This window comes from Roseburia lenta, assembly GCF_014287435.1.
Taxonomy (GTDB): domain Bacteria; phylum Bacillota; class Clostridia; order Lachnospirales; family Lachnospiraceae; genus Pararoseburia; species Pararoseburia lenta.
Genome location: NZ_JACOPG010000004.1, coordinates 176732 through 201423, shown reverse-complemented (window position 1 = coordinate 201423; position 24692 = coordinate 176732). Strand labels below are relative to the sequence as shown.

Below are 24692 nucleotides of genomic sequence, written 5' to 3'. Positions count from 1 at the left end.
ACTACACCTCTTCAAATGTTTCTAACTCACCATTACTGTTCAACATCTGTACCTTTTGCTCTACGGCATTCATCAGGTCATTGCAGTGCTTGATCTGCTGCATACCTGATTGATATAACAAAAAAGAATCCTCCAAAGTCACTTCATTGGACTCTAACTTGTTCAAGATTTCTTCAATTTCTGCAAAACTCTGTTCTATGGTCAATTCTTTTTCTTCCATGCTACATCCTCATCGATTTCTTTTATGACAGCCTGCATCCTGCCGTCACGCACATAAACCTGCACAGGATCTCCTATGGCTACGCCTTTTATCGAAGACAGGCAATGTCCGCTCTCATCTGCTACATAGGCATAGCCTTGTGCCAGTTTTTTCAAAGGCGACATGCCCTCCAAACGCTCTGCCAAAAGCCGCATCCGCCCATCAAAGCCGTCCAGCCTCCTTCGCATCGTCTGCTGCAAACGGTCTTCCAAATGCATGGCATACTGTCTTTTCTCATTGAGCCGCCCCATTGGACTCAAAAGCAGCATCTGCCTTTTTAGCCCTTCCAAGATCTGTCTGTCCTTTTGCAGATGCATCTGCATGGACTGCTGCATACGGACCTGGACGGATGTCAAAGCACCAGCGACCTCCTCATAGGAAAAGACTGCCAGTTCGGCTGCCGCCGACGGTGTCGGTGCGCGTAGATCAGCCACAAAATCACAGATCGTCGTATCGGTCTCATGCCCCACCGCCGAAATGACCGGTGTATTGCAGTTGAACATGGCTCTGGCTACGGCTTCCTCATTAAATGCCCATAGGTCTTCGATCGAGCCACCGCCTCTGCCGACGATCAAAACGTCTAAACCCATGGCATCCAGCGCCATGATACCGGAAATGATACTCTCCACGGCGCCCTCGCCCTGTACCAAAGCCGGATATAAGGCAATGGATACATGAGGATTGCGTCTTTTGGAGATCTGGATGATATCCCGCACGGCTGCACCGGTCGGTGCCGTCACAATGCCGATCCGTTGTGCAAAACGGGGAATAGGCTTTTTGTACTCTGCGGCAAACATGCCCATTTCTTCCAGTTCTTTTTTTAACTGTTCAAAACGTACATACAGATCTCCTGCCCCATCCAACGTGATCTCTTTTGCGTAGATCTGATAGGTACCGCCCTTTTCATAGACGGAAACGGAACCTGTGACCACGACCTTATCTCCATCCTTCATAGGAAAACGCAGACCCTTGACACGGTTCCCGCGAAAGAGGATGGCAGAGATCGCTCCGCCTGCGTCCTTTAAGGTGAAGTAGATATGACCGCTGGAATGATATTTGCAGTTGGAGACCTCTCCCTTGATACGGATATCACGGAGTAAGAAATCCTCTGCAAACATACGTTGGATATAGGCATTGACCTGCCCTACACCATAGATATTTTCATTCATGAATCCTTGCTAATACTCCGTTGACAAATCCTGCTGACTGATCTGTGCCATAGGTCTTTGCCAGTTCTACGGCTTCATTGATAGCAACGCCCTTTGGCAATTTCTCATAGCGAATCTCATAGACTGCCAGACGGATCAAAGACAGGTCGACCTTTGCCATACGGCTGGTCTTCCAGCCCTCCACTGCCTCATCGATGATCGCATCGATCTCCTCAACGTGTGCAAAGATGTCACTGCTCTTGTCAGCAATGTATTTTTCCTGTTCTAATTCCTTATCGCTCTTGACCGGGAATTCTTCTGTCTCTTTCTCCGGCTCGCTCTCATCCTGCAAGAATAGGTCTACCTGTTCCGGTAGATCTTCCTGCGCATGAAAATCCGCCTGAAAGATGATCTTAAATATCTCTTCTCGTATTTGTCTTCTTGTCATTGTCATAGACCTTTTTCGCTCCCTCAATGTATTGATAATATGGTAAAAAAGGATGTCTTTTCAGACACCCTTGATTATAGCGCAATCCTTGATAAAACAAAAGAATCATTCCCCTGCAACCGCTACAGATGCAATCTTGATATCTACGCTGATGACCTCAAGTCCGACCATGTTCTCGATCGCATTCTTGACCTTGTCCTGCACCTGCTGGCAGATCTTTGGGATTTCATAGCCATAAGAGATATTCACTCCCAAACGTACTGCAACCTTGTTTTCTTCTTCTGTGATGATCTTTACACCCTTGGATAACTTGTTCATCCCAGCCTTGCTGATCACTTCATTGGTCAGATTTCCAGCCAGAGAAGATACACCTTCCACCTCTGTAGCAGCAAGTCCTGCGATGATTGCAACTACTTCATCTGTGATATTGACCCCACCATTTTCACTCTCTTTGATAACAAAACTCTTTCTATCTTCTGCCATATCGGTAGCCTCCTAAACATATTCTTAGCATTATTATATCAGACCTCCCGTAAATTGGGAAGTTTTTTATCTTTTGTCTTTTGGCAGCCAGTGCAAATCGTACGGTGTCATCTGGTAGACATAATAATCCAGATAATTGGTATATAAGCAATTTGCATGGGAACGCCATTGTAAAAACGGTCTTTCGTTCACATCATCATTAGGATAATAATTGACCGGCATCTGGATATCCATGCCTTTTTCCAGATCCCGCTTGTACTCTTTATCCAGGGTCAAACGATCGTATTCCGGATGCCCCATGCAAAAGATCTGGCTGTTATCCTTGGACAGGATCAAAAAGATGCCTGCTTCTTCCGACTCTGCCAGCACGATCAAATCCGGGTTGTTTCGGATGGCATCCTCGTCCATTCTGGTGTGTCTGGAATGTGGTGCCATGAAATAATCATCAAAACCGCGTACCAATGGGATCTTGCGGTTTTGCACCTTGTGCTCGTAGACACCAAAGATCTTTTGATCTAAGATCTCCTTTTTGATACCGTAGTGATAATATAGCCCCGCCTGTGCGCCCCAGCACTGGTAAAAAGTACAGGTCACATGGGTCTTTGACCACTCCATGATCTCGACCAGTTCATCCCAGTAATCCACTTCTTCAAAATCATGCAGTTCCACCGGTGCTCCCGTGATGATCAGACCGTCCAGATTGCGATTTTTGATGTCACCAAAGGTCTGGTAAAACTTGTTCAAATGGCTCATGGACGTATTTTTTGAAATATGGCTCTCCACTGCGATAAAAGTAATGTCTACCTGAAGCGGGGAATTTGACAGGGAACGCAGCATCTGCAGTTCCGTATCCTCTTTTAAAGGCATAAGGTTCAGGATCCCGATCTCGATCGGGCGGATATCCTGATGCACTGCCCTGTCCTCGTCCATAACAAATATATTTTCATGCTCTAAGATCGCCTTTGCAGGCAGATCGCTCTGTGTTTTGATCGGCATAATTGCCCCCTCTTTCTATCTCTATTCTCTAGGCTTTGGCCTGAAGCATTTCTAATAATTCTTCCTCGGTAAGCACGGTGACTCCTAAAGCGTTCGCCTTATCCAATTTGCTTCCTGCATTTTCACCCGCCAGTAGGTAGTTTGTCTTTTTGGAAACAGAACTGCTGACCTTGCCGCCGTGGCGTTCGATCAATTCTGCTGCTTCCTTTCTTCCCATGCCGGGGAGTGTTCCTGTGATCACAAATGTAAGATCTGCCAGCACATCGTCACTATCTGCTGCCTGAAGGCGTGCCATATTGACACCGTGCTTTTGCATTCGCTCCAAGATCCCCAGACTGACCGGATCACGAAAATAAGCATAGATGGCTTTTGCACTGATCTCGCCAATATCATTGACCTCGACCAGTTTTTCCGGCTCTGCCTTTGCTACCGCATCGATCGAACCAAAATAGTCCAAAAGCGATTTTGCCGCTGCTTTGCCAATCCCCGGTATGCCCAGTCCTGTCAGAAGGCGGTAGGCATCATTCTCCTTGGATGCCTCGATCACTCCGAGGAGTTTATCTGTATTTTTTTCTTTGCCCAGGATACCCTTTTCGATCAATTCGTCCCGGTATTCATAGAGTCCATAAATATCCGCAATGTCGTGCAGATAGTCCTGATGGATGAGTTCCTCAATATAGGCTGTGCCAAATCCCTTGATATCCATGGCATCGCGCCCCACAAAATTGATGATATGGCGTTCCAGTTGTGCCGGACAGGTCGCAGAAGAACACTTGATATCTGCCGTGTTTTCTTCCCGATAGGTCGGCGCTCCACACACCGGGCACTTATCCGGGATCACAAAGGTCTTTACCCCGGCCGGACGTTTGTCATGTAATACCTCTTTGACCTTTGGAATGATCTCTCCCGATTTGTAGACAAGGATGGTATCGCCGATCCCGATATCCAGATCATTGATAAAATCCTGATTGTGCAGGGTTGCCCGGCTGACCGAAGTCCCACACAGACGGATCGGTTCAAAAATGGCAGTCGGTGTGATACGCCCCGTACGCCCTACCGATAATTCGATATCCAGTAATTTGGTCTCTTTTTCCTCCGGCGGATACTTGTAGGCGATCGCCCAGCGTGGCACTTTAGATGTATTTCCCAAAAGTTCGCGGTCGGAAAAACGGTTGATCTTGACCACCGCTCCGTCAATATCATACGCCAGATTGCCACGGTTCTCCCCTATGGCACAGATGGCATCCCAGACTTCCTCGCCACTGTGGCAGACCCGGTAATCCTCAATGACCGGGATGTGCTGGGATTTCATATATTCGTATGCCTCGGTGTGGGTCAAAAATTCCCGTCCCACCGATTGCTGTAAATTAAAAATAAACATGGAAAGATGGCGTTCCTTTACCACCTTGCTGTCCAACTGCCGAAGCGTGCCCGCCGCACAGTTTCTTGGGTTGGCAAAAGTCTTTTTTCCCAGCAGTTCCTGCGTCTCATTCACATGGGAAAAGGCGGCTTCCGTCATGTAGACTTCTCCACGGATCTCCAGATAATCCGGTGCGTCCTTTAAGGTCGTCTTTACATCTTCGATCACCTTGGCATTTGCTGTAACATCCTCGCCAAAGTTGATGCCATCACCTCTGGTCTCTGCCAGCGCAAGTTTGCCCTGCTCGTAGCGCAAGGACATGGAAAGCCCATCGATCTTGTACTCAACGACAAACTCAGGATCTTCCAGTTTTTCCTGCATTTCTGCCACAAAGTTCATGACCTCTTCCTTAGAGAAGACATCCTGCAAACTCAGCATTGGCACATTGTGACGCACCAGTACTCCTGCCTCTCTCTTGGCATTGCCACCGACTTTTTGTGTCGGAGAAGACGCGTCCACCAGTTCCGGATGCTCTTTTTCGATCTGCTTTAGACGCTGCATGAGCATATCATACTCATAGTCTGTAATCTCCGGTGCATCCATATTATAGTAACGATTGCTGTGATATTCGATTTGTTCCCGTAATGTTTTTACTTCTTCCTTAATATCCATATCAACCTCTAAGTAATTTCTGTAACTCAGCAAATTCTGCCGCAGTGATCGGGCGATACTGCCCTTCCGCGATACCGTCCAGCGTCAGGTTCATGATGCGCACACGTTCCAGATCCCGTACATGATAACCGCATTCCATACACATGCGGCGGATCTGGCGGTTGAGTCCCTGGGTCAAAATAATGCGAAAAGTAAATTTGGATAACTTTTCTACTTTACAGGGTCTGGTCGTAACTTTCAGTTCTGACAGATAGACTCCTGCTGCCATACGCTCTACAAAAACTGCATCAATCGGACGATCTACGCGTACGATATACTCTTTTTCATGATGGTAACGACTGCGCATGATCTGATTGACCAGATCTCCCTGATTGGTCATCAAAAGGAGTCCTCTGGAATTTTTATCCAGACGTCCTACCGGATAAAGCCGGGTCGAATAATCAATATAATCGACCACATTGTGTTTCTCCCGCTTTTCTGCCGTACAGACAATCCCAACAGGCTTGTTGAATAAAAGTAGGACATCCTTGGGCTTTCCTATGACCTCTCGTCCACAGTATTCCACACAATCGGACATTTTAACCTTTTGTCCCATGCCAGCCACTTTGCCGTTGACTAAGACTTTGCCTGCCTCGATACACCGGTCCGCTTCTCTTCTGGAACAAATACCTGCTTCGCTCAAATATTTATTTAGGCGGATCTCTTCTTCTGCCATGGGTCTCCTTTCTGTCCGATTCCTATAAGGCTACGAAAGGGACAGACCATATGGACTGCCCCTAAAGATACATTATAAAACTGCTTTTACTGTAAGTATTCTGTCTTGCAGTATCCCTGCTTGCCGTTGTAATCGACCTTGGTCCATCCATCCGCATAAGACTCGATCACAGTGACCTGTTCGCCTGCGTATGCAACTGCTACCTTGGAAGCAGTCTCACTCATGCTCTCGCGAACATTGACCGTATTGGCAAGTGTGATCTCCTGTCCCTGGCTCAGGTTTGCACTGCTATTTGTTGACTGGCTTGTATCTTGTGTACTGTCACCAGATACATCTGCCAGATAATCTGCCTTTACATATGCCTTGGTGCCATTGTAGTCGATCTTTGCCCAGCCATTTTCATCTGCATACCAGGTAACCTGCGTACCGGATGCCAACTGTCCTAACAAGTTTCCATCCTCGGATGCGGCATCACGCACATTGATCTTGTCGGTTGTGACCTTTGTCTTAGCGTTTGCTGCCTCTGCTGCTTCGGCTGCCGCTGCTTCCTCTGCTGCCTTGGCTTCTTCTGCCGCCTTGGCTGCTGCTTCTTCCTCTGCTGCCTTGGCTGCTGCTGCCTCTTCCGCTGCCTGGGCTACGGATGCCTTATAATCTGCCGCCCACTGCTTGATAGCATCCTGTAAGGTCGTATTGACAAAGGTGTTCAGATTTTCGTCTGCAAGCATTGCCTCGTTGCATTCCTGCTGTACTTCTGCCTGCAAAGCAAGGACATCACTCTGTTGTTCAAAGGTAGCGATCAAGGATGCGATATCCGTATCCATGTCAAATTCGCCGTTGGACTGATTGAATGAACCATATACATTGTTGATGTAAAGGCTTCCATCATCCTTGGTCTGGACGTAGAAGAAATCAAGCCCTGCAACCGGTGTATCTATATTTGCAAACTTGATCTGCAAATATACGGAACACAGATAGGAATCCTTGTCCAAGCCACGCTTTGTGTAAACCTTTAAATTCTGGTACTTTTCAATATATTGACTATAGAACTGGATATAACTGACTTCTGCATCTGAAATCGGCGTAGCGATTTGCTTGAGAGAATCGGTATCTCCTGCTGCATAATATTCGTAATATTTGGTAATCAGGTCATTGACTTCCTTATTGTCACTTTCCGCATACTGCTGATATGCGCCTGCCATCGGATCCTTGTCCGATGTCGTACCATCTGTACATCTGGCAAGGATGAGTACCATAGCCACAAAGACTGCTGCTGCGCCAAAATATCTCGCATTCTTTTTAAGGAATTCTGTAATTTTATCTATTTTTATCTTTTGAAAGAATTCTTTCACCTTCAACAATATCACCTCCAAAAAAGTCTCCCCAACACAAAGTGTTTTGAATGTAGACGACTGGATTCGAACCAGCGATCTTCGGAGTCGGAGTCCGATGCGTTATCCAGCTACGCTACGCCTACTTAATACAAATCTTGTTTATTCTATCAAAATCACGAGCCAAAGTCAATGTAAGAAACATTCCAATGTTTGACAGAGCCAACAATTTCTTATAATATAGTTATTGTTAAATTTATGTCGCAATCTGCGACAGAATGGAGATTATCATGAGTTTTTCATATTTAAAAAAGATGCCGGATCCGGACACCATCAAAAGTGAATTTGCCTTAACACCGGAGATGAAGGCATTAAAGGCTGACAGAGATCAGCAGATTGCAGATATCATTACAGGAAAAGATGACCGCGTGCTCGCCATCATCGGGCCATGCTCCGCAGACAACGAAGATTCTGTCTGTGAGTATGTCAACCGCCTGACCTCCGTACAGGAAAAGATCAAAGACCGTGTGCTCATCGTTCCTCGTATCTATACCAATAAACCTAGGACCACCGGTTCCGGTTACAAGGGCATTGCTTCCCAGCCGGATCCTACCAAGGCACCGGATATGGTCGAGGGTCTGATCGCCATGCGTAAAATGCACTTGCGCGCTATCGCAGAAAGCGGTTTTACCTGTGCCGATGAGATGCTCTACCCGGAGAACTGGCCTTATGTTGAAGACCTGCTCTCCTACGTTGCCATCGGTGCACGTTCTGTAGAAGACCAGCACCATCGTCTGACCGTCAGTGGTTTTGATGTAGCAAGTGGTATGAAGAATCCGACCAGCGGTGACTTTTCCGTTATGCTCAATTCCGTATATGCAGCACAGCATGCACACCACTTTACTTTTTCCGGTTACGAGGTGCGCACAACCGGCAATCCTTTGGCGCATACGATCCTGCGCGGGGCTGTCAGCAAGCATGGCAACTGTGTACAGAACTACCACTACGAGGATCTGGTTCGCCTTTCCGATATGTATGCCTCTATGGATCTTGTCAATCCGGCTACGATCGTGGATGCCAACCACTCCAACTCCAACAAGCAGTTCAAGCAGCAGATCCGTATCGTCCGTGAAATCATGATGAGCCGCCAGTTCTCAAGCGATGTCAAGAACCTGGTCAAGGGCGTCATGGTAGAAAGTTATCTGGAAGAAGGCTCCCAGAAAATTTCCGATCATCAGGTCTATGGCAAGTCCATCACCGACCCATGTCTTGGATGGGAGGATTCTGAGAAGTTGCTTTATATGATCGCCGAGTTGAATAAATAAGAGGGGATTTATAGATTTATATGAAACGTGAACAATTAGGAAGTCGTCTGGGCTTCATCATGCTATCGGCGGGGTGCGCTATCGGCTGTGGAAATATGTGGAAATTTCCATGGATGTGCGGGCAAAATGGTGGCGGCTCTTTTATGCTGGTCTATATCATCTGTCTGATTATCCTCGGCATTCCGGCTCTTACCATGGAATTTGCGATCGGCAGAGCCGCACAGACCAGTCCTCTCAATATGTATAAAAAATTGGAAAAGCCGGGTCAAAAATGGGGTGGTTTCGGCATTATCTGTCTGATCGGTAATCTGGCACTGATGGCATTTTACACCGTGGTATGCGGATGGCTCATCTATTATTTCTGTAAATTTGTTGCCGGTAGGCAGCAGACTTTAGGATTTGCCTCCATGATCGCAAGTCCTACGATCAATGTGACTTTCCTGTTCATAACGGTTGTCCTTGCCTTTTTCATCTTGTCCTTCCATTTACAGGGCGGGCTTGAGCGGATCACAAAATTTATGATGAGCGCACTTTTAGTGCTCATGCTGGTACTGGCAGTCCACAGTCTTTTGTTAAAAGGTGCCGGACAAGGCTTACTTTTTTATCTGAAACCGGATATTTCCAAGATCAACGGATCTGTCGTGGTTGCCGCCATGAACCAGGCATTTTTCACGCTTTCCACCGGTATGGGAAGCATGGCGATCTTTGGCTCTTATATCGGAAAAGACCGCACCCTCATGGGCGAAGCCCTGCATGTCATCACACTTGATACTTTGGTCGCTTTTTTAGCAGGTGTCATCATCTTCCCTGCATGTTTTACCTATGATCTGGAAGTCGGTGCCGGACCGAGCCTTTTATTTGATACGATGGCAACCGTCTTTAATAATATGCCCGGTGGGCGCGTCTGGGGATCCTTATTCTTTTTGTTTATGATCTTCGCTGCGCTCTCCACGGTACTGGGTGTCTGCGAAAATATTCTTGCCATGGTCCGCGAACTGACCGGTTGGTCCAGACCAAAGGGAAGTCTGGTCTGTGGCATCATCGTCTTTTTACTGGCACTGACAACAGCACTCGGATTTAATGTCCTGCATTTCCAGCCATTTGCTGAAGGGACGACCTGGATGGACTTTTGGGACTTTGTTGTTTCTACTAACATACTGCCGCTGGGTTCTCTCGTCCTTGCCCTCTTCTGCTGTCATAAGTTTGGCTGGGGATGGGATAATTTCTTTAAGGAAGCCAATACCGGTGTCGGGCCTAAGATGAAGAACTGGCAGAAGCCCATTTTTACCTTCGTGGTACCTGTGATCATCGCCATCATTTATATTTATGGCATTGCGACTTTTTCTTGGAAGTAAATATTCCTATCATAACAAAACGCTGTAGGTTTGACCCACAGCGTTTTCTTTTCCTTATTCTGTTTCTTTCTTGCTCTCCCGCAAATAATAAATCGTCGGCACGACCACCATGGTAAGTATGGTAGAAAAGAGCAGTCCGAATAATAGCGTTACCGCCATCGGCGCTGACATGGGATCCTGTGATACGATCAGCGGTACCAAACCGATACAGGTCGTAACACTAGAGATCATGATCGGACGAAATCTTGCTGCCACCGCGCTGCGACAGGCTTCCCGGACGCTCTCGCCATTCCTTCGTTTCTCATCGATGACCTCGATCAGAAGAATACCATTATTTACCACAATGCCAAAGAGGGCAACAATGCCCAAAAGCGCCATCGCCTGAATGTTCATGTTTAAGATCCAGAGTCCAAAGCAACAGCCGATCAGCGACAACGGTATGGAAGTCAGTATGTTGAGCGGCTTTCCAAAATCCTTAAACTGCAGAAGCAGGATAATGTATATGATCAAAATCGCCACACCTGCCGCCTTGATCAGATTTCCGACCAGAGTCATCATATTGCTCATCTCGCCCTGTTCCACAATGGTAAGTCCCTCGCTATCCATTTTGTCCAGATATTGTTTTTCAAATTTTGATTCGATCGTACCGGATACATAGCCGGATTGCACACCGGATAAGACATTGACATACCGCTTTCCGTTATAATGGTTGATCAGCGGAATAGTCGGCTCCAGCGTGATGTCCGCCACCTGCCCCAACAAAACATGGGTATCACTGACGGAGCCGGAAATTGGCAGATTTTTCAGTTGTTCCAGACTATCCACCTTTGCCCTAACGACTATATCCATCTCATCCTCTGCGCCGGTATAAGTGGATGCCGTTGCCCCCATAAGGCTGGTGTTGAGTTGCTTGACCACATCATATTTCAAAAGTCCATAACTGGATAATCTCTCACTGTCCAGATTTACCTTGTACTCATATTGTGCATTTACGGAAGTGTCACGCACATTCATCGTTCCTTCTATCTGGGACAGGTCTTCTACCATCTGTGCCGCAAATGCATTGATTTCATCCAGATCATCCCCCGATACCGTATAAACGATCTTATCATCTGCCGGCAGGGAGTATTCCAGACATTTGACCTCAATGCTTGCGCCGGTAACCTTCTCATTGATTTCCTCTTGCAGTTGTTTGGCAGCCTTTTCCGTACTGCCAACCTTTTTCAATGCATCCTCATCTAACTCCAGCATGATGCGCCCGGCATTGTCTGCATCATTCATGGAAGGTACCGATATGAAGAAACTCGGCAGCCCGCCGCCGATGGCTGTAGTATAATGTGCCACCAGTTCATCCTCTTTTAAGACATCTTCTACCTGATCTATGACTTTTTCCGTCGCATCCAGATTCATGGTTTCTCCACTGACATCCAGATAGATCACCGGCTTTGATGAATATGGGAAAAACTGCATGCCAAGTTGTGTGGCTAAAAGTGCTGCCACGCCAAGCGTTGCAAAGGAAAACACCAGCGTCCGCTTCGGATAGCGAAGCCCGATCCCCAGCAGGCGGTCAAAAAATCTATGCACCGGATTCGGCTTTTTATTTTCTTTTTCTTTTTCCGGTTTAAAGAAGAAATATGCCAAAACCGGAATACCGCACATCGCCATGATATAGGAAGCGATCAGGGATGTGATAACAACCGTAGGGATCGTTCCTGCCACCTTACCGATCGTCCCCGGGATAAAATAGATAATACTAAAGGTCACGATCGTTGTAAGTGTACTGGTCAGTACCGGCAGCCAGGTTTCTTTGACACCGCCCACAATGGCTTCTTCTTTTTCCTGTCCGGCGTTCATGCGCTGTTGGATCGCTTCGCTGATCACAACCGCATTATCCACCAAAATACCCAGACTGATGATCAAGGCTGCGATCGATATAAACTGAAACTCGATATTTAAAAGATACATGACCGTAAAAGTCACCAGAACACTGATTGGCAGTGCCGTACTGATGACAAGTGCATTGCGGATACCGACACCGATCAGGACAACCACCATGATCAGCAGGACACTTTCGATCAGATTCAAGATAAAGCCGTTGATATTTTCGCTGATTGCCTCCGGCGCATACATGACTTCATGGAAATCCAGATTTTCCGGCAACTGCTTCTTGATCGTATTGATCTGACTGCGGACATCTTTGCCGACATTTACCGCATTGACACCATCATCAAACTTGCCGACCAGAAGAATACAGCCTTTTCCGTCCTGCTCATAATGCTTATCACTGGTGTTTTCCACATAGACATTTGCCACATCCTTTAATTTTACAAAAGAAAGACTGTCATCCGCACCGCCGATCACTGTATTCTCAATATCTGACAGGCTGGTAAAAAGTCCGTCACTGGTCACCGTGACCGTACCGGAATCATAAGCAATACTTCCTGCCGGAATATTAAGGTTCTGCGCCTGCATCAAGGATAAGATATTTTCAATGGAAACATTGTAAGACTGCAATTTCTGGATGTCAGCCTCCACCACAACCTGTTTCGTGCTGGCGCCCTCAATGGATACCGATGCCACATGATCGATATCCTCCAGTTGATCCTTGATCGTATCTGCATAGGCTACCAGTTCCTCCGAAGAATAGTCTTCTCCCGACAAACTAATGATAAATTGATTATTTGAGACCAGATCCGTTTTTACTGTACTTGTCTGGCACATATCCGGCAGGTCGCCCTGCACATCCGATACACATTCTCGCAACTTGGATTCCACCTGGTCGATCGTCACATCGGTGGTATAATACACGATCACGGCGCTTGCAGATTCCATACTCATACTGGTTGTATAGTCCACATTCGCCAACTGCCCAATGGCATCTTCCAATTTATCTGTCACGTATTCCTCTACCTCTTCCGGTGAGGCTCCCGGATAGATAGTCGTCACGAGCGCAACCGCTATGGACGTGTCCGGATTTTCCTGCTTTGGCACCAGATAATAAGAAATGCCGCCCAGTAAAACAATGATCGCCAGAAAGAATACCACAATATAGCGATTATGTAATAAACCTTTTGTTAATTTATCCATGCCCTGCCCCCTTATTCTGCCTTGTCATAGGACACAGCACTACCTGTACGGACCAGCTTCATGCCTTCGCAGATGATCTTATCCCCTGCTTTTGTTCCTTCGACCAGCACCTGATCATCACTGACTTCCAGGACATTGATATACTCACGCTTTGCCCTGTCATTTTCCACCACATAAACATAATCATTGCCATCATTTAGGATCACCGACAAAGGCAGCCAGATGCCGGTCCGTTCTCCTATATTAATCTCAACGGTTGCCAGTTCTCCCAGATATACCTCCGGATCCGCGGTATCTACCGTCACATCCGTCGCATAAGTCCTGGTATTCTCATCCGGCGTCACATCTATGCTCTTAATATTTCCGGCAAAAGTCTTATCTCCAATCTGGATCTGTGCGGCCATACCGGCAGAAAGGGATGTAATATCTGTCTGTGACACACCGAAATTGATCACAACATCATGCGTTGCCAGAACAACCGCCGGCATGATCGGTGTTGAAACACTGCCCTCTGTCGCAGAAACATTGACCACATATCCCGCCTTGGGTGCTTTCAGCGTACATTTATCTACTGCACTCTGTGCCTTTTCCACATTGTCCGCAGCATTATCATAGGCTTCGTTGGCATTATCCAAGGCATCACGCGCAGAGTCCAGCCGTTCTTTCTGGGCTTTTGCCTCATCGGAATCTGCCCCTTCTTTTGCCTTTTTATCATAGGCTTCCTGAGCACTGTCTACATTTCGCTGATAGACTTCCAAGGTGCTTTGTGCAGAATCCAGTTCCAACTTGGTAGAATAATACTCGGTATTGGTCTCCGGCATATTGCCAAGGCTGCCGTTGCCCGGCTTGTACTGCGACATGCCATCCAACTTGCTCTTGAGGGCATCCACCTTTTTCTGCTGCTCATCCCTTCTTGCTATGGCATCATTTAGATTTTCCAATTCACGTTTGGTACCGCAGGCTGTCGCATAGTCCTCCTGGGCATTCTCATAAGATTCCTGCGCATTTTTTCTTGTCTTGTCCGCATATTCCAAAGTCCGATTGGCACTATCCAACTGATCCTCTGCATCCCCGGCATCCATGGTACAAAGGATCTGTCCCTCTGCGACTTCCTGCCCTTTTTCGACATTCACGGTCTCAATCGTCCCAACCGTTTCAAAGGTACATTGGATGGTTTCTTCCGGCTGGACAATCCCCGTATAGGAAAGACTTACATCACTCCCGGTCTCCCCCGCCTCCATGACCTTGACCTGATAGACCTTTTCCGCCACCTGTTCTTCCTTTTGCTTCTGCTTGCGGACAACCACGATAAAGCCGATCGCCACCGCCAAAATTATCAGAAGTAAAAATACCCAGACCTTTTTATTTTTCAATAATTTCTTTCCTTTTTCCATAATAAATCACCTGCCATTTTCTTACTTTAATTTTAAGGCATAGCGACTATCTTTTACAAGGAAGGACATAAGATTCAATTCTTAAATTTTTATAAATTAAGCCACGGATGGGCTTTATACCATACACGGTGTACATATCCGGACACAAAAAGACACCGATAGCACAAAGTCGTCTTCTGACTCTGCACCGTCGGTGTCTTTTCCGTAAATCTAAATTATAAATTAGAATATCCCATCAGATATTCATCTACTTCTCTTGCACAATCACGTCCCTGTCGAATTGCCTTCACAACCAGCGACTGACCGGTATGCATATCGCCCGCGGTAAAGATCTTGTCTACCGAAGCGGCAAACTTTCCTGCCTCCGTAGCGACATTGGTTCTGCCGTCCACCTTTACCTTAAAGGCATCGGTCACATAAGACTGGCTTCCCAAAAAACCTGCGGCGATCAGCACCAGTTGGCATGGCACTTCTTTTTCTGTACCTTCCACCGGCACCATCATGCGTCTGCCGGTCTTTTCGTCCGTCTTGGATTCCAGACTGACAAGGATAACGCTCTTTAGGTTGCCGCTGCGGTCTTTCTTGAATTCTTTAACCGTCGTTGTATAAATACGCGGATCATGTCCAAAGACCGCGATTGCTTCTTCCTGACCGTAATCTGTCTTGCAGACCAGCGGCCACTGTGGCCAAGGATTGCTCTCCCGTCTCTCATCCGGTGCCTTCGGCATCATTTCCAGTTGTGTGATGGATTTGCAACCATGACGCATGCAGGTACCCACACAGTCATTACCGGTATCACCACCACCGATCACGATCACATCTTTATCCTTTGCAGAGATAAAAGTTCCTTCTTTTAATCCATTGTCCCACAGGCTCTTGGTCGTGGAGGTCAAAAAATCTACCGCAAAGTAGATACCTTTTGCCTCTCTGCCCGGCGCCTGGATGTCTCTTGGATTGGATGCCCCGCATGCTAAGATCACAGCATCATATTCTGCCAGGAGTTCCTTTGGCTTGATGTCCTTACCAACATCTACATTGGTCTTAAAGGTAATGCCCTCTTCTTCCATAACAGCGGTCTTGCGGTCAATGATCTGCTTTTCCAGTTTCATATTTGGAATACCGTAACGGAGCAATCCACCCACACGGTCATTTCTCTCATAGACCGTCACTGCATGTCCTCTGGAATTGAGTTGGTCTGCTGCTGCAAGCCCGGAAGGACCGGAACCGATGACCGCGATCTTTTTGCCGGAACGATTGACCGGCGGCTTTGCGTCTGCCAGACCGTGTGCATAGGCGTATTCAATGATAGCACGCTCATTTTCCCTGGTCGTGACCGGATCTCCGTTCAGCCCGCAGGTACATGCCTTTTCACAAAGTCCCGGGCATACACGGCAAGTAAATTCCGGGAAATTGCTGGTCTTGTGCAAACGCAGGTACGCCTGCTCCCAGTTGCCATGATAGACCAGATCGTTCCACTCCGGTATCAGGTTGTTGAGAGGACACCCCGAGGTCATCCCCTTGATCGTCATACCCGACTGGCAGAAAGGAACACCGCAGTCCATACAACGTGATCCCTGTCTCTGCTGTTCTTCTGTTGAAAGTGGAATATGAAATTCGTTAAAATTCTTGATTCTCTCCTTTGCGTCGATCGCCTGTGACTCCCGACGCTCATATTCTAAAAATCCTGTTGCTTTTCCCATTGGTATCTCCTTTCTCTTACTTTGTCAAAGCGTTGAACGCCTCGATCTGGGCCTGCTCACTGCTGAGTCCCTTTTCTTCCATCTGGACAATAGTCATCATCATCTTCTTGTAGTCGTGAGGCACGATCTTTTTGAATTTCGGCAGATACTGGCTAAAGTTGTCAAATATCTCCTTGCCCTTCTTGGAATTGGTGTAAGCAACATGTTCCGTAATGATCTCCTTTAATTCTAAGACATCATACTTATCTGTCACCGGTTCCAAAGATACCATGGTCTTATTGAGTTTTCGGTAAAGGGATGCATCTTCATCCAGTACATAAGCGATTCCGCCGCTCATACCGGCAGCAAAGTTCTTTCCGGTCTGCCCTAAGACTACGACACGTCCGCCGGTCATATATTCACAACCGTGATCGCCACAGCCCTCTACAACCGCAGTTGCACCTGAATTTCTGACACAGAAACGCTCTCCGGCCACACCGTTGATAAAGGCTTTACCGCTGGTCGCACCGTAAAGTGCCACATTACCGATAATGATATTTTCGTCTTCTTTATAAGTTACACCTGTTGGCGGGTAAACGACTAACTTTCCACCGGAAAGTCCCTTACCAAAGTAATCGTTGCTGTCGCCGACAAGTTCAAGCGTCAGCCCCTTTGGAATAAAGGCACCAAAACTCTGTCCACCGGCACCGTTACACTGTACCGTAAAGGTATCTTCCGGCAAAGATTCGCCAAAGCGTCTGGTGATCTCCGCGCCAAAGAGGGTACCTACGGAACGGTCGGTATTGGTCACATCGATCTGTAGACCCTTTTTGCTTCCGTTTTCCAAAGCGTCCTTAAACTGTTTCAAAAGGATCTTTTCATCTACCGTCTTTTCCAACTGGAAATCAAATACATTTTTCTTGTTGTAGCAGATCTTTCCTGCATCCTTGGCATATGGATTGTCCAAGATCGCAGAAAGGTCGATCTTTGCATATCTGCCCTGTTTTGCACTCTCCTTTACTTCCAAAAGATCCGTGCGGCCTACCAGTTCATCTACGCTGCGCACGCCAAGTCTTGCCATGTACTCACGCAGTTCCTGTGCGATAAAACGCATAAAGTTGACAACATATTCCGGTTTTCCGGTAAAGCGCTTGCGCAATTCCGGATTCTGGGTTGCAATCCCCACCGGACAGGTATCCAGATTGCAGACACGCATCATCACGCATCCCATGGTAACCAGCGGCGCTGTAGCAAAGCCGTATTCCTCGGCACCAAGCATGGCAGCGATTGCAACATCACGACCACTCATGAGTTTACCGTCTGTCTCAATGACAACCTTGTTGCGCAGACCATTCATAGTCAAGGTCTGGTGTGCTTCTGCAAGTCCAAGTTCCCACGGAAGTCCGGCATTGTGAATGGAACTTCTCGGTGCGGCACCGGTTCCTCCGTCATAACCGGAAATCAAAATAACCTGTGCTCCTGCCTTTGCCACACCGGAAGCAACCGTTCCGACCCCCGCCTCAGAAACCAGTTTTACAGAAATTCTGGCGTCTTTATTTGCATTTTTCAGATCGTAGATCAACTGTGCCAGATCTTCGATCGAATAAATATCATGATGTGGTGGCGGCGAGATCAAGGATACGCCCGGTGTGGAAAGTCTTGTCTTGGCGATCCAAGGATAAACTTTCTTGCCCGGCAAATGTCCGCCTTCACCCGGTTTTGCTCCCTGTGCCATCTTGATCTGGATCTCCTTGGCGCTTACCAAGTAACGGCTGGTAACACCAAATCGACCGGATGCTACCTGCTTGATAGCAGAGCAACGGTTCTTTCCGTCCTTGCCGATGGTAAGGCGCTCTTCTTCCTCACCACCTTCACCGGAATTGGATTTTCCGTGCAGCATGTTCATGGCGATCGCCATAGTCTCATGTGCTTCCTTGGAAATAGATCCATAGGACATGGCACCTGTCTTAAATCGCTTAACGATCTCATCTACGGATTCTACTTCATCAATGCTGATGCCCTTTTTCGGATATTTGAAATCCAAAAGTCCGCGCAAGTTCATAATGGTATCATCCTCTTTATTGACAAGTGAGGTATATTCCTTAAAGGTATCATAGTCGCCGGTTCTGGTAGAAAGTTGCAGCAAGTGGATGGTCTGTGGGTTATACAGGTGTTCCTCCTTGCCACTGCGCATCTTGTGTGCGCCCTTGCTGTCCAAGGTATTATCCGTATGCAGATCCAAAGGATCGAATGCCTGTGAATGCAGCATTTCTACATCCTTTTGGATATCCTCGATACCAATACCGCCGATACGGCTGACCGTTCCCTTAAAGTAACGGTTTACCACATCCTCATTGATACCGATGGCTTCAAAGATCTTGGCTCCCTGATAAGACTGGACGGTAGAAATTCCCATCTTGGATGCGATCTTGATGATGCCGCTGATAACGGCTTCATTATAAGAATCCACTGCCGCATAATAATCTTTGTCAAGCATGTTGAGATCGATCAGTTCCTGGATGCTCTCCTGTGCCAGATATGGATTGATGGCAGATGCACCATAGCCCAAAAGGGTTGCAAAATGGTGTACCTCTCGCGGTTCTCCACTCTCCAGGATCACAGAAAGGCTTGTCCTCTTTTTGGTCTGTACCAGATACTGCTGTAAAGCAGAAACTGCAAGCAGGGATGGGATGGCTACATGGTTCTCATCCACGCCGCGGTCAGACAGGATGATGATATTAGCACCCTCTCTGTGCGCACGATCTGCCTCTACATAGAGGTGATCGATGGCTTTTTCCAAAGATGTATTCTTATAATATGTGATCGGGATAGTCTCAACCTTAAATCCCTCCACATCCATATTCTTGATCTTGAGCAGGTCTGTATTGGTCAGGATCGGATTGTTAATCCGAAGCATCTTACAATTTTCTTCTTTTTCCTCTAAGACATTGCCGCTCTCGCCCAGATAGATGGTCGTAGATGTCACGACCTTCTCACGGATGGAGTCGATCGGCGGATTGGTAACCTGTGCAAACAACTGCTTGAAATAGTTAAAGAGCGGCTGATGCTGGTTAGACAGTACTGCCAGCGGTGTATCGATACCCATGGCACCGATGCCCTCTGCCCCATTGAGTGCCATTGGCAGGATGGAAGTCTTTAAGTCCTCGTAAGAATAGCCAAAGGCTTTCTGCAACTTGGCACGTTCTTCCTTGGTGTGGTTCGGTACACGTTTATTCGGGATCTTCAGATCATGCAGATGTACCAGGTTCTTGTCCAGCCACTCACCATACGGCTGCTTGGTCGCATAAGCGGTCTTTAATTCATCATCATCGATCAGACGTCCGGCAACCGTATCTACCAAAAGCATCTTGCCTGGCTTTAAACGGTCTTTGGATAAGATTCTGCTCTCATCGATCGGCAGTACACCAACTTCGGAAGAAAGGATCAGATAGTCGTCCTTGGTCACATAATATCTGGATGGACGCAGACCGTTTCGATCCAGAACTGCTCCCATGATATCTCCATCTGAGAAAAGAATGGATGCCGGTCCGTCCCAAGGCTCCATCATGGTCGCATAATACTGATAAAAGTCCTTGCGCTCCTGATTCATTGCCTGATTGTTGATCCACGGCTCCGGTATGGTCATCATGACGGCAAGCGGCAATGGCAGTCCATTCATGACCAAAAATTCCAAAGTATTGTCAAGCATTGCTGAGTCAGAACCGGAAGTGTTGACAACCGGTGTGATCTTAGAAAGTTCTGTCTCTAAGAACTCAGAATACATAGTCTCCTCACGGGAAAGCATGCGGTCTGCATTTCCCTTGATCGTATTGATCTCTCCATTATGTACGATAAAACGGTTCGGATGTGCTCTCTCCCAACTTGGATTGGTGTTGGTGGAGAAACGGGAATGTACGATAGCGATCGCTGACTCGTAATCTTCATCATGCAGATCAGTAAAGAAGGTACGCAGCTGTCCTACCAGAAACATACCCTTATATACGATCGTACGGCTGGAAAGTGAAACCACATAGGTATTCTCACAGGTCTGCTCAAATACACGTCTTGCCACATACAACTTGCGGTCAAAATCGAGTCCTGTCTTAACATCTGCCGGCTTTTTCACAAATCCCTGCATAATATAAGGCATGCAGTCGATTGCTTTCTTTCCAAGAACCTTTGGATTGGTCGGTACATCTCTCCAACCCAAGAATTCCATGCCTTCCTTTTCCACAATGATTTCAAACATCTTCTTTGCCTGATTGCGGTTCAACTCATCCTGGGGGAAAAAGAACATACCTACACCATAGGTTCTCTCCTCTCCTAAATCTATGCCAAGATTACCCGCGATCTTGCTAAAGAACTTATGCGATACCTGCAACATGATACCAACACCGTCGCCCGTCTTCCCCTCAGCGTCCTTGCCGGCTCTGTGTTCCAGATTCTCTACGATCTTTAGAGCATCTGACACTGTCTGATGTGTCTTGATCCCTTTCATACTGACAACGGCACCGATACCGCAGTTATCATGTTCAAATTCCTGTCGATATAAGCCCGTCTTCTGATTCTTATTCTCCATCGTATCCATCCTCTCTGTATATCTTTTCCTTCCCGAAAATTCATCTGTCGCTAACTAATATACTCCTGCTTTTCCCGTTTGTAAACAACTTTTTCTTTTATATTGTCTGATTATTCGACTATTTTTATATATTTATATTGTTATCTGTCTTTATATATTGTTTTCATATATACACGTACTATTTGTACGTTGTACAGGTACATGTGTACGCGTAGAAAAACACTTTTCCGGTATTTGCCGGACATCTTTTTACAATACAAAGAGATTTTTGACGAATACGATCAAAAGCGGATTGACAAAACACTCCAAATAAATACCGCTTGCCATCATCCCAAAAAGTCCCAGCACATATAAAAGATATCTTGGCAGGCTTTCCCTGCTCTCCAACTCTTTACGCCGAATGAAAAGCCAATACAAATAAGCAAAGAGCATGCCGTAGACGATCCACTGTGGGAGCAAGGCTGCTGCTCCCAGTAGCAGACCTTTCCAACCGTAGATCTTTAGAAAAGACATGAGGAAAATTCCAAGCCAAATGCCACCCAGTCCACTGGCAATATAATATAAGGCTTTTCGCATTCTCGTCAGCCCACACAAGGTCAAGAGCAAGAGAAGTTCACTTCTTCGTATGACCACATACCAGAAAAAATTCCTGCTGTCGCTGATATTGGCATCCAACCGTTCCAGACAGATCCTGCTCCAGCCTGCCACCTCCGTGATCTCCTCCCACAAGAAAAAGCGCACCAAGACCAGGGCAATAAAAAAAGACAAAAGAAATACCCCTCTCTTGCTCCGCCAGCGATGCAGGCGGATCGTCATCGGGAATTTCCTCTGTCTGTGATATGCATCATAATATGAATACTGCTTCATTTGGTTTCACTCCCTGTCCAAATCATCCTTATTCATCTTATGATACTGTACTCGTTTTATGCTACTTATCCTTGCTGTAAGACCTTGACCTGATATGCCAGAATTGCCGAAACCGTCTTGGAATCCTGCATACGCCCGGCATAGATCTCTGTCAAAAGATCTTCCATCTTCCAAGCCTTGATCTCGATGGACTCTGCCTCGTCCAAATGCTGTTGTCCCGGATGGAGACCGGTTGCCAGATAGACATCGATAAATTCATCGCAAAAGGCAACGGTGGTCTTTAATGAGATGAGCGGCTCGATCCGGTCACAGGTGTAACCTGTCTCCTCGGTCAGTTCCCTTCTTGCACAGACCATAGTATCTTCCGTCACGGAATCTCTGGATCCTGCCGGGATTTCCCATGTCATACGTTTTAAGGCATGGCGGTACTGGTGTACCAGTACAATCCTACCATCCGGCAGAACCGGTACGACTGCCGCCGCCCCTTTTCTGTGGCTCACAAAATCCCAGGCTTCCTTGTGTCCGTTTGGCAGGCGCACGGTGTCTGCATAGACATCCAGAATAGAGCCTTTATAAACCAGTTCTCTCTTTTCCACCTCTACGTGTTCCATCTTTCTCACTCCTTCTGATAAAAAGAATGTGCCTTCCGCACATTCCCGTGCCGCGATAAGTTTGTAAAAAAATAGTCAGCTTTCGCTGACTATTTTTTATTTTGCATAATCCGTTACTCTTGATTCACGAATTACATTTACTTTGATCTGTCCAGGATAATCTAATTCTGACTCAATTCTCTTAGAAATATCCCGCGCCAACAATACCATCTCTGCATCGTTGACCTGTTCAGGAACTACCATTACCCGAACCTCTCTACCTGCCTGAATAGCAAAAGATTTTTCGACTCCCTTAAATCCATCGGTAATCTCTTCTAACTGTTGTAATCTGTTTGAATATGCTTCTAATGTCTCGCGTCTTGCACCAGGTCTTGCCGCACTGATCGTATCAGCAGCCTGTACCAAGCATGCGACCAATGATTCCGGTTCCACATCGCCGTGGTGCGCTTCAACCGCATTGATAACAATCGGTGATTCCTTGTATCTCTTACAAAGTTCTACACCGAGCTGTACGTGTGTACCTTCCATCTCTCGGTCGACTGCCTTACCAATATCATGAAGTAACCCAGCACGCTTTGCAAGTCTGACATCCTCGCCAATCTCTGCGGCAAGCAGTCCTGCTAACTGTGCTACTTCAATAGAATGCTTTAAGACATTCTGACCATAACTGGTACGATATCTCATCTTACCAAGAAGTTTGACAAGTTCCGGATGTACGCCATGAACACCAACTTCAAGTGTTGCGGCCTCACCCTCTTCACGGATCAAAGTCTCAACTTCCTTCTGAGCCTTCTCAACCATTTCCTCAATTCTAGCCGGGTGAATACGACCATCTACGATCAACTTCTCTAAGGCAATTCTAGCCACTTCACGTCTGACCGGATCAAATGCAGAAAGAATAACTGCTTCCGGTGTATCATCAATAATCAGTTCTACACCTGTCAAAGTCTCAAGGGTACGGATATTACGTCCCTCACGACCAATGATTCTTCCCTTCATTTCATCATTCGGAAGCTGAACAACAGAGATTGTTGTCTCGGCAACATGATCTGCGGCACACTTCTGGATTGCAGTAACCACAATGTCCTTTGCCTTCTTGTTTGCTTCCTCTTTTGCCTGCGCAACGGATTCTTTGATCAGTTTTGCAGTGTCAAGTTTTACATCTTCTTCAACAGTTTTTAAAAGTATTTCTTTCGCTTGTTCGGAGGTTAATCCTGAGATTCTTTCTAGTTCCTGTACTCTTTGCTGATTTAACTTCGCAACTTCTTCTTTCTGCTTGTTAACCGCACGTTCCTTGGCAGTATATTCAGCCTCACGCTTCTCAAGAGCCTCTAATTTTTTATCCAGATTCTCTTCCTTCTGAAGCACACGATGTTCATTGCGCTGAATTTCTGCTCTACGCTCACGAATCTCTTTTTCGAGTTCATTCTTGGTATTCATAGACTCTTCCTTGGCCTCTAAAAGAGCTTCACGCTTCTTGGTCTCTGCATTCTTGACAGCCTCATCAATGATCTCACGAGCCCTGTCTTCTGCACTGCCAACCTTCTTTGCAGATGCCTTCTGGTAGGAAGCATTTGCGATGGCAAGAGACACCGGAACTGCAACGACTAACGTAACAACCGCTGTGATTATTATCGTAAGCACAGGAGCACCTCCCTTATTTAATTTTATTGTACATACATCATGAAAAATTACTAATCTGCATATAAATACAACAATTAAATTTTATACTTTCTTATATGGCTTGTCAAGAATATATCCCTCAATCCCATTCCGAAAATCCGCCTCGCAGGACACGACTGATCTCACTGGATGCGAAGCCTCTCTGCATAAGGAAACGATACATTTTGGCTTCTTCCTGCCTCGTTGCATTCTCCGGAGCATAGCCTTTCTTCTGCAATAAAACTGCGATCAACTCCATCTGGGATTGCTCCAATTCTTCTTCCATACAACGATCAATGATCTCACGATCGATCCCCTTTTTCAAAAGATCCTGTGTCATGCGCATGCGACTGCGGCTGGTCTGATAAAAGCGGATGTGGGATCTTGCAAGGCGTTCATCATCCAAATAGTGGTAACTTGTTACATAGGCAATGGCACTCTCGATCGCCGGTTCCGGATAGCCGCCCTCGCGCAGTTTGGTCTCCAACTGTCTGGTCGACCGGTCCATCTTTTCCAGCAAGTGCATAGCACGGCGCCTGGCTCTGGGTATGAGGATCTCCTCTAAAATCTTTTCATACATATCCTCTGTGATCTCGTCATTCTCCTGTAAATGCAACTGCCGCACTTCACCCTTGTAGAGTGCAAGATCCACCCCATTGCTGAGGTGGATCTTACATTTATTTTTTCCTGCTGTGTCAATCGATTCTATATACACTGTGACACT

18 protein-coding genes and 1 tRNA gene are annotated in these 24692 nt (G+C 46.7%); 2 read left to right on the top strand and 17 right to left on the bottom strand.

What is annotated here, in order from left to right; translation table 11 throughout:
• Position 1 precedes the first annotated feature (1 nt).
• From xseB to H8R94_RS10640, 9 genes are all read right to left on the bottom strand, one after another.
• Positions 2-220: an exodeoxyribonuclease VII small subunit gene (gene xseB, locus H8R94_RS10680; protein ID WP_118282000.1), complete on the bottom strand. Its 219-nt coding sequence runs from the start codon at positions 218-220 to the stop codon at positions 2-4.
• Positions 202-1428, bottom strand: coding sequence for an exodeoxyribonuclease VII large subunit (gene xseA, locus H8R94_RS10675; protein ID WP_186854633.1), 1227 nt, complete (start codon positions 1426-1428; stop codon positions 202-204). The genes xseB and xseA overlap by 19 nt, the downstream gene beginning before the upstream one ends.
• Positions 1421-1855 carry a transcription antitermination factor NusB gene (gene nusB, locus H8R94_RS10670; protein WP_186854632.1) on the bottom strand — a complete coding sequence of 145 codons (435 nt, stop codon included), beginning with the start codon at positions 1853-1855 and terminating at the stop codon, positions 1421-1423. The genes xseA and nusB overlap by 8 nt, the downstream gene beginning before the upstream one ends.
• A 105-nt stretch (positions 1856-1960) precedes the next feature.
• Positions 1961-2338, bottom strand: a complete 378-nt coding sequence (locus H8R94_RS10665; protein WP_118282002.1) for an Asp23/Gls24 family envelope stress response protein — start codon at positions 2336-2338, stop codon at positions 1961-1963.
• A gap of 66 nt (positions 2339-2404) precedes the next feature.
• Complete coding sequence (metA, locus tag H8R94_RS10660; protein WP_186854631.1) at positions 2405-3334, bottom strand: homoserine O-acetyltransferase MetA; 930 nt, start codon at positions 3332-3334, stop codon at positions 2405-2407.
• Positions 3335-3362: 28 nt separating this feature from the next.
• The gene (ligA, locus tag H8R94_RS10655; protein ID WP_186854630.1) at positions 3363-5366 is read right to left on the bottom strand and encodes an NAD-dependent DNA ligase LigA; all 2004 of its coding nucleotides are present in this window, start codon (positions 5364-5366) and stop codon (positions 3363-3365) included.
• 1 nt (position 5367) lies between these two features.
• Positions 5368-6081, bottom strand: a complete 714-nt coding sequence (locus H8R94_RS10650; RefSeq protein ID WP_186854629.1) for a pseudouridine synthase — start codon at positions 6079-6081, stop codon at positions 5368-5370.
• A gap of 86 nt (positions 6082-6167) precedes the next feature.
• Positions 6168-7430: an SH3 domain-containing protein gene (locus H8R94_RS10645; protein ID WP_330593059.1), complete on the bottom strand. Its 1263-nt coding sequence runs from the start codon at positions 7428-7430 to the stop codon at positions 6168-6170.
• A gap of 51 nt (positions 7431-7481) precedes the next feature.
• Positions 7482-7555 (bottom strand) — tRNA-Arg (locus H8R94_RS10640).
• Between the two features lie 144 nt (positions 7556-7699).
• Here H8R94_RS10640 and H8R94_RS10635 point away from each other — a divergent pair.
• Entirely contained in the window at positions 7700-8734 is a 1035-nt protein-coding gene (locus H8R94_RS10635) for a 3-deoxy-7-phosphoheptulonate synthase (RefSeq protein WP_118282007.1), read from the top strand.
• A gap of 20 nt (positions 8735-8754) precedes the next feature.
• The gene (locus H8R94_RS10630) at positions 8755-10089 is read left to right on the top strand and encodes a sodium-dependent transporter (protein WP_186854627.1); all 1335 of its coding nucleotides are present in this window, start codon (positions 8755-8757) and stop codon (positions 10087-10089) included.
• A 54-nt stretch (positions 10090-10143) separates the two neighbouring features.
• Here the strand turns inward: H8R94_RS10630 and H8R94_RS10625 are convergent, their stop codons facing one another.
• The 8 genes from H8R94_RS10625 to H8R94_RS10590 all read right to left on the bottom strand — a co-directional run bounded on the left by H8R94_RS10625 (position 10144) and on the right by H8R94_RS10590 (position 24683).
• Positions 10144-13176 (bottom strand): efflux RND transporter permease subunit, encoded by a 3033-nt coding sequence (locus H8R94_RS10625; RefSeq protein ID WP_186854626.1) that lies wholly within the window; start codon positions 13174-13176, stop codon positions 10144-10146.
• Positions 13177-13187: 11 nt separating this feature from the next.
• Positions 13188-14570, bottom strand: a complete 1383-nt coding sequence (locus H8R94_RS10620; RefSeq protein WP_118282010.1) for an efflux RND transporter periplasmic adaptor subunit — start codon at positions 14568-14570, stop codon at positions 13188-13190.
• A 215-nt stretch (positions 14571-14785) separates the two neighbouring features.
• Positions 14786-16270 carry a glutamate synthase subunit beta gene (locus tag H8R94_RS10615; protein WP_118282011.1) on the bottom strand — a complete coding sequence of 495 codons (1485 nt, stop codon included), beginning with the start codon at positions 16268-16270 and terminating at the stop codon, positions 14786-14788.
• 16 nt (positions 16271-16286) lie between these two features.
• A complete protein-coding gene (gltB, locus tag H8R94_RS10610; RefSeq protein ID WP_186854625.1) occupies positions 16287-20828 on the bottom strand; it encodes a glutamate synthase large subunit in 4542 nt (1513 codons plus the stop codon).
• A gap of 249 nt (positions 20829-21077) precedes the next feature.
• Entirely contained in the window at positions 21078-21695 is a 618-nt protein-coding gene (locus H8R94_RS10605) for a hypothetical protein (RefSeq protein ID WP_118282013.1), read from the bottom strand.
• A gap of 65 nt (positions 21696-21760) precedes the next feature.
• On the bottom strand, positions 21761-22306 hold the full coding sequence (locus H8R94_RS10600) for an NUDIX domain-containing protein (protein ID WP_118282014.1): 546 nt from the start codon (positions 22304-22306) through the stop codon (positions 21761-21763).
• 96 nt (positions 22307-22402) lie between these two features.
• On the bottom strand, positions 22403-23899 hold the full coding sequence (gene rny / locus H8R94_RS10595) for a ribonuclease Y (RefSeq protein WP_442969794.1): 1497 nt from the start codon (positions 23897-23899) through the stop codon (positions 22403-22405).
• A 169-nt stretch (positions 23900-24068) separates the two neighbouring features.
• Positions 24069-24683: a regulatory protein RecX gene (locus H8R94_RS10590; protein WP_118282016.1), complete on the bottom strand. Its 615-nt coding sequence runs from the start codon at positions 24681-24683 to the stop codon at positions 24069-24071.
• Positions 24684-24692 lie beyond the last annotated feature (9 nt).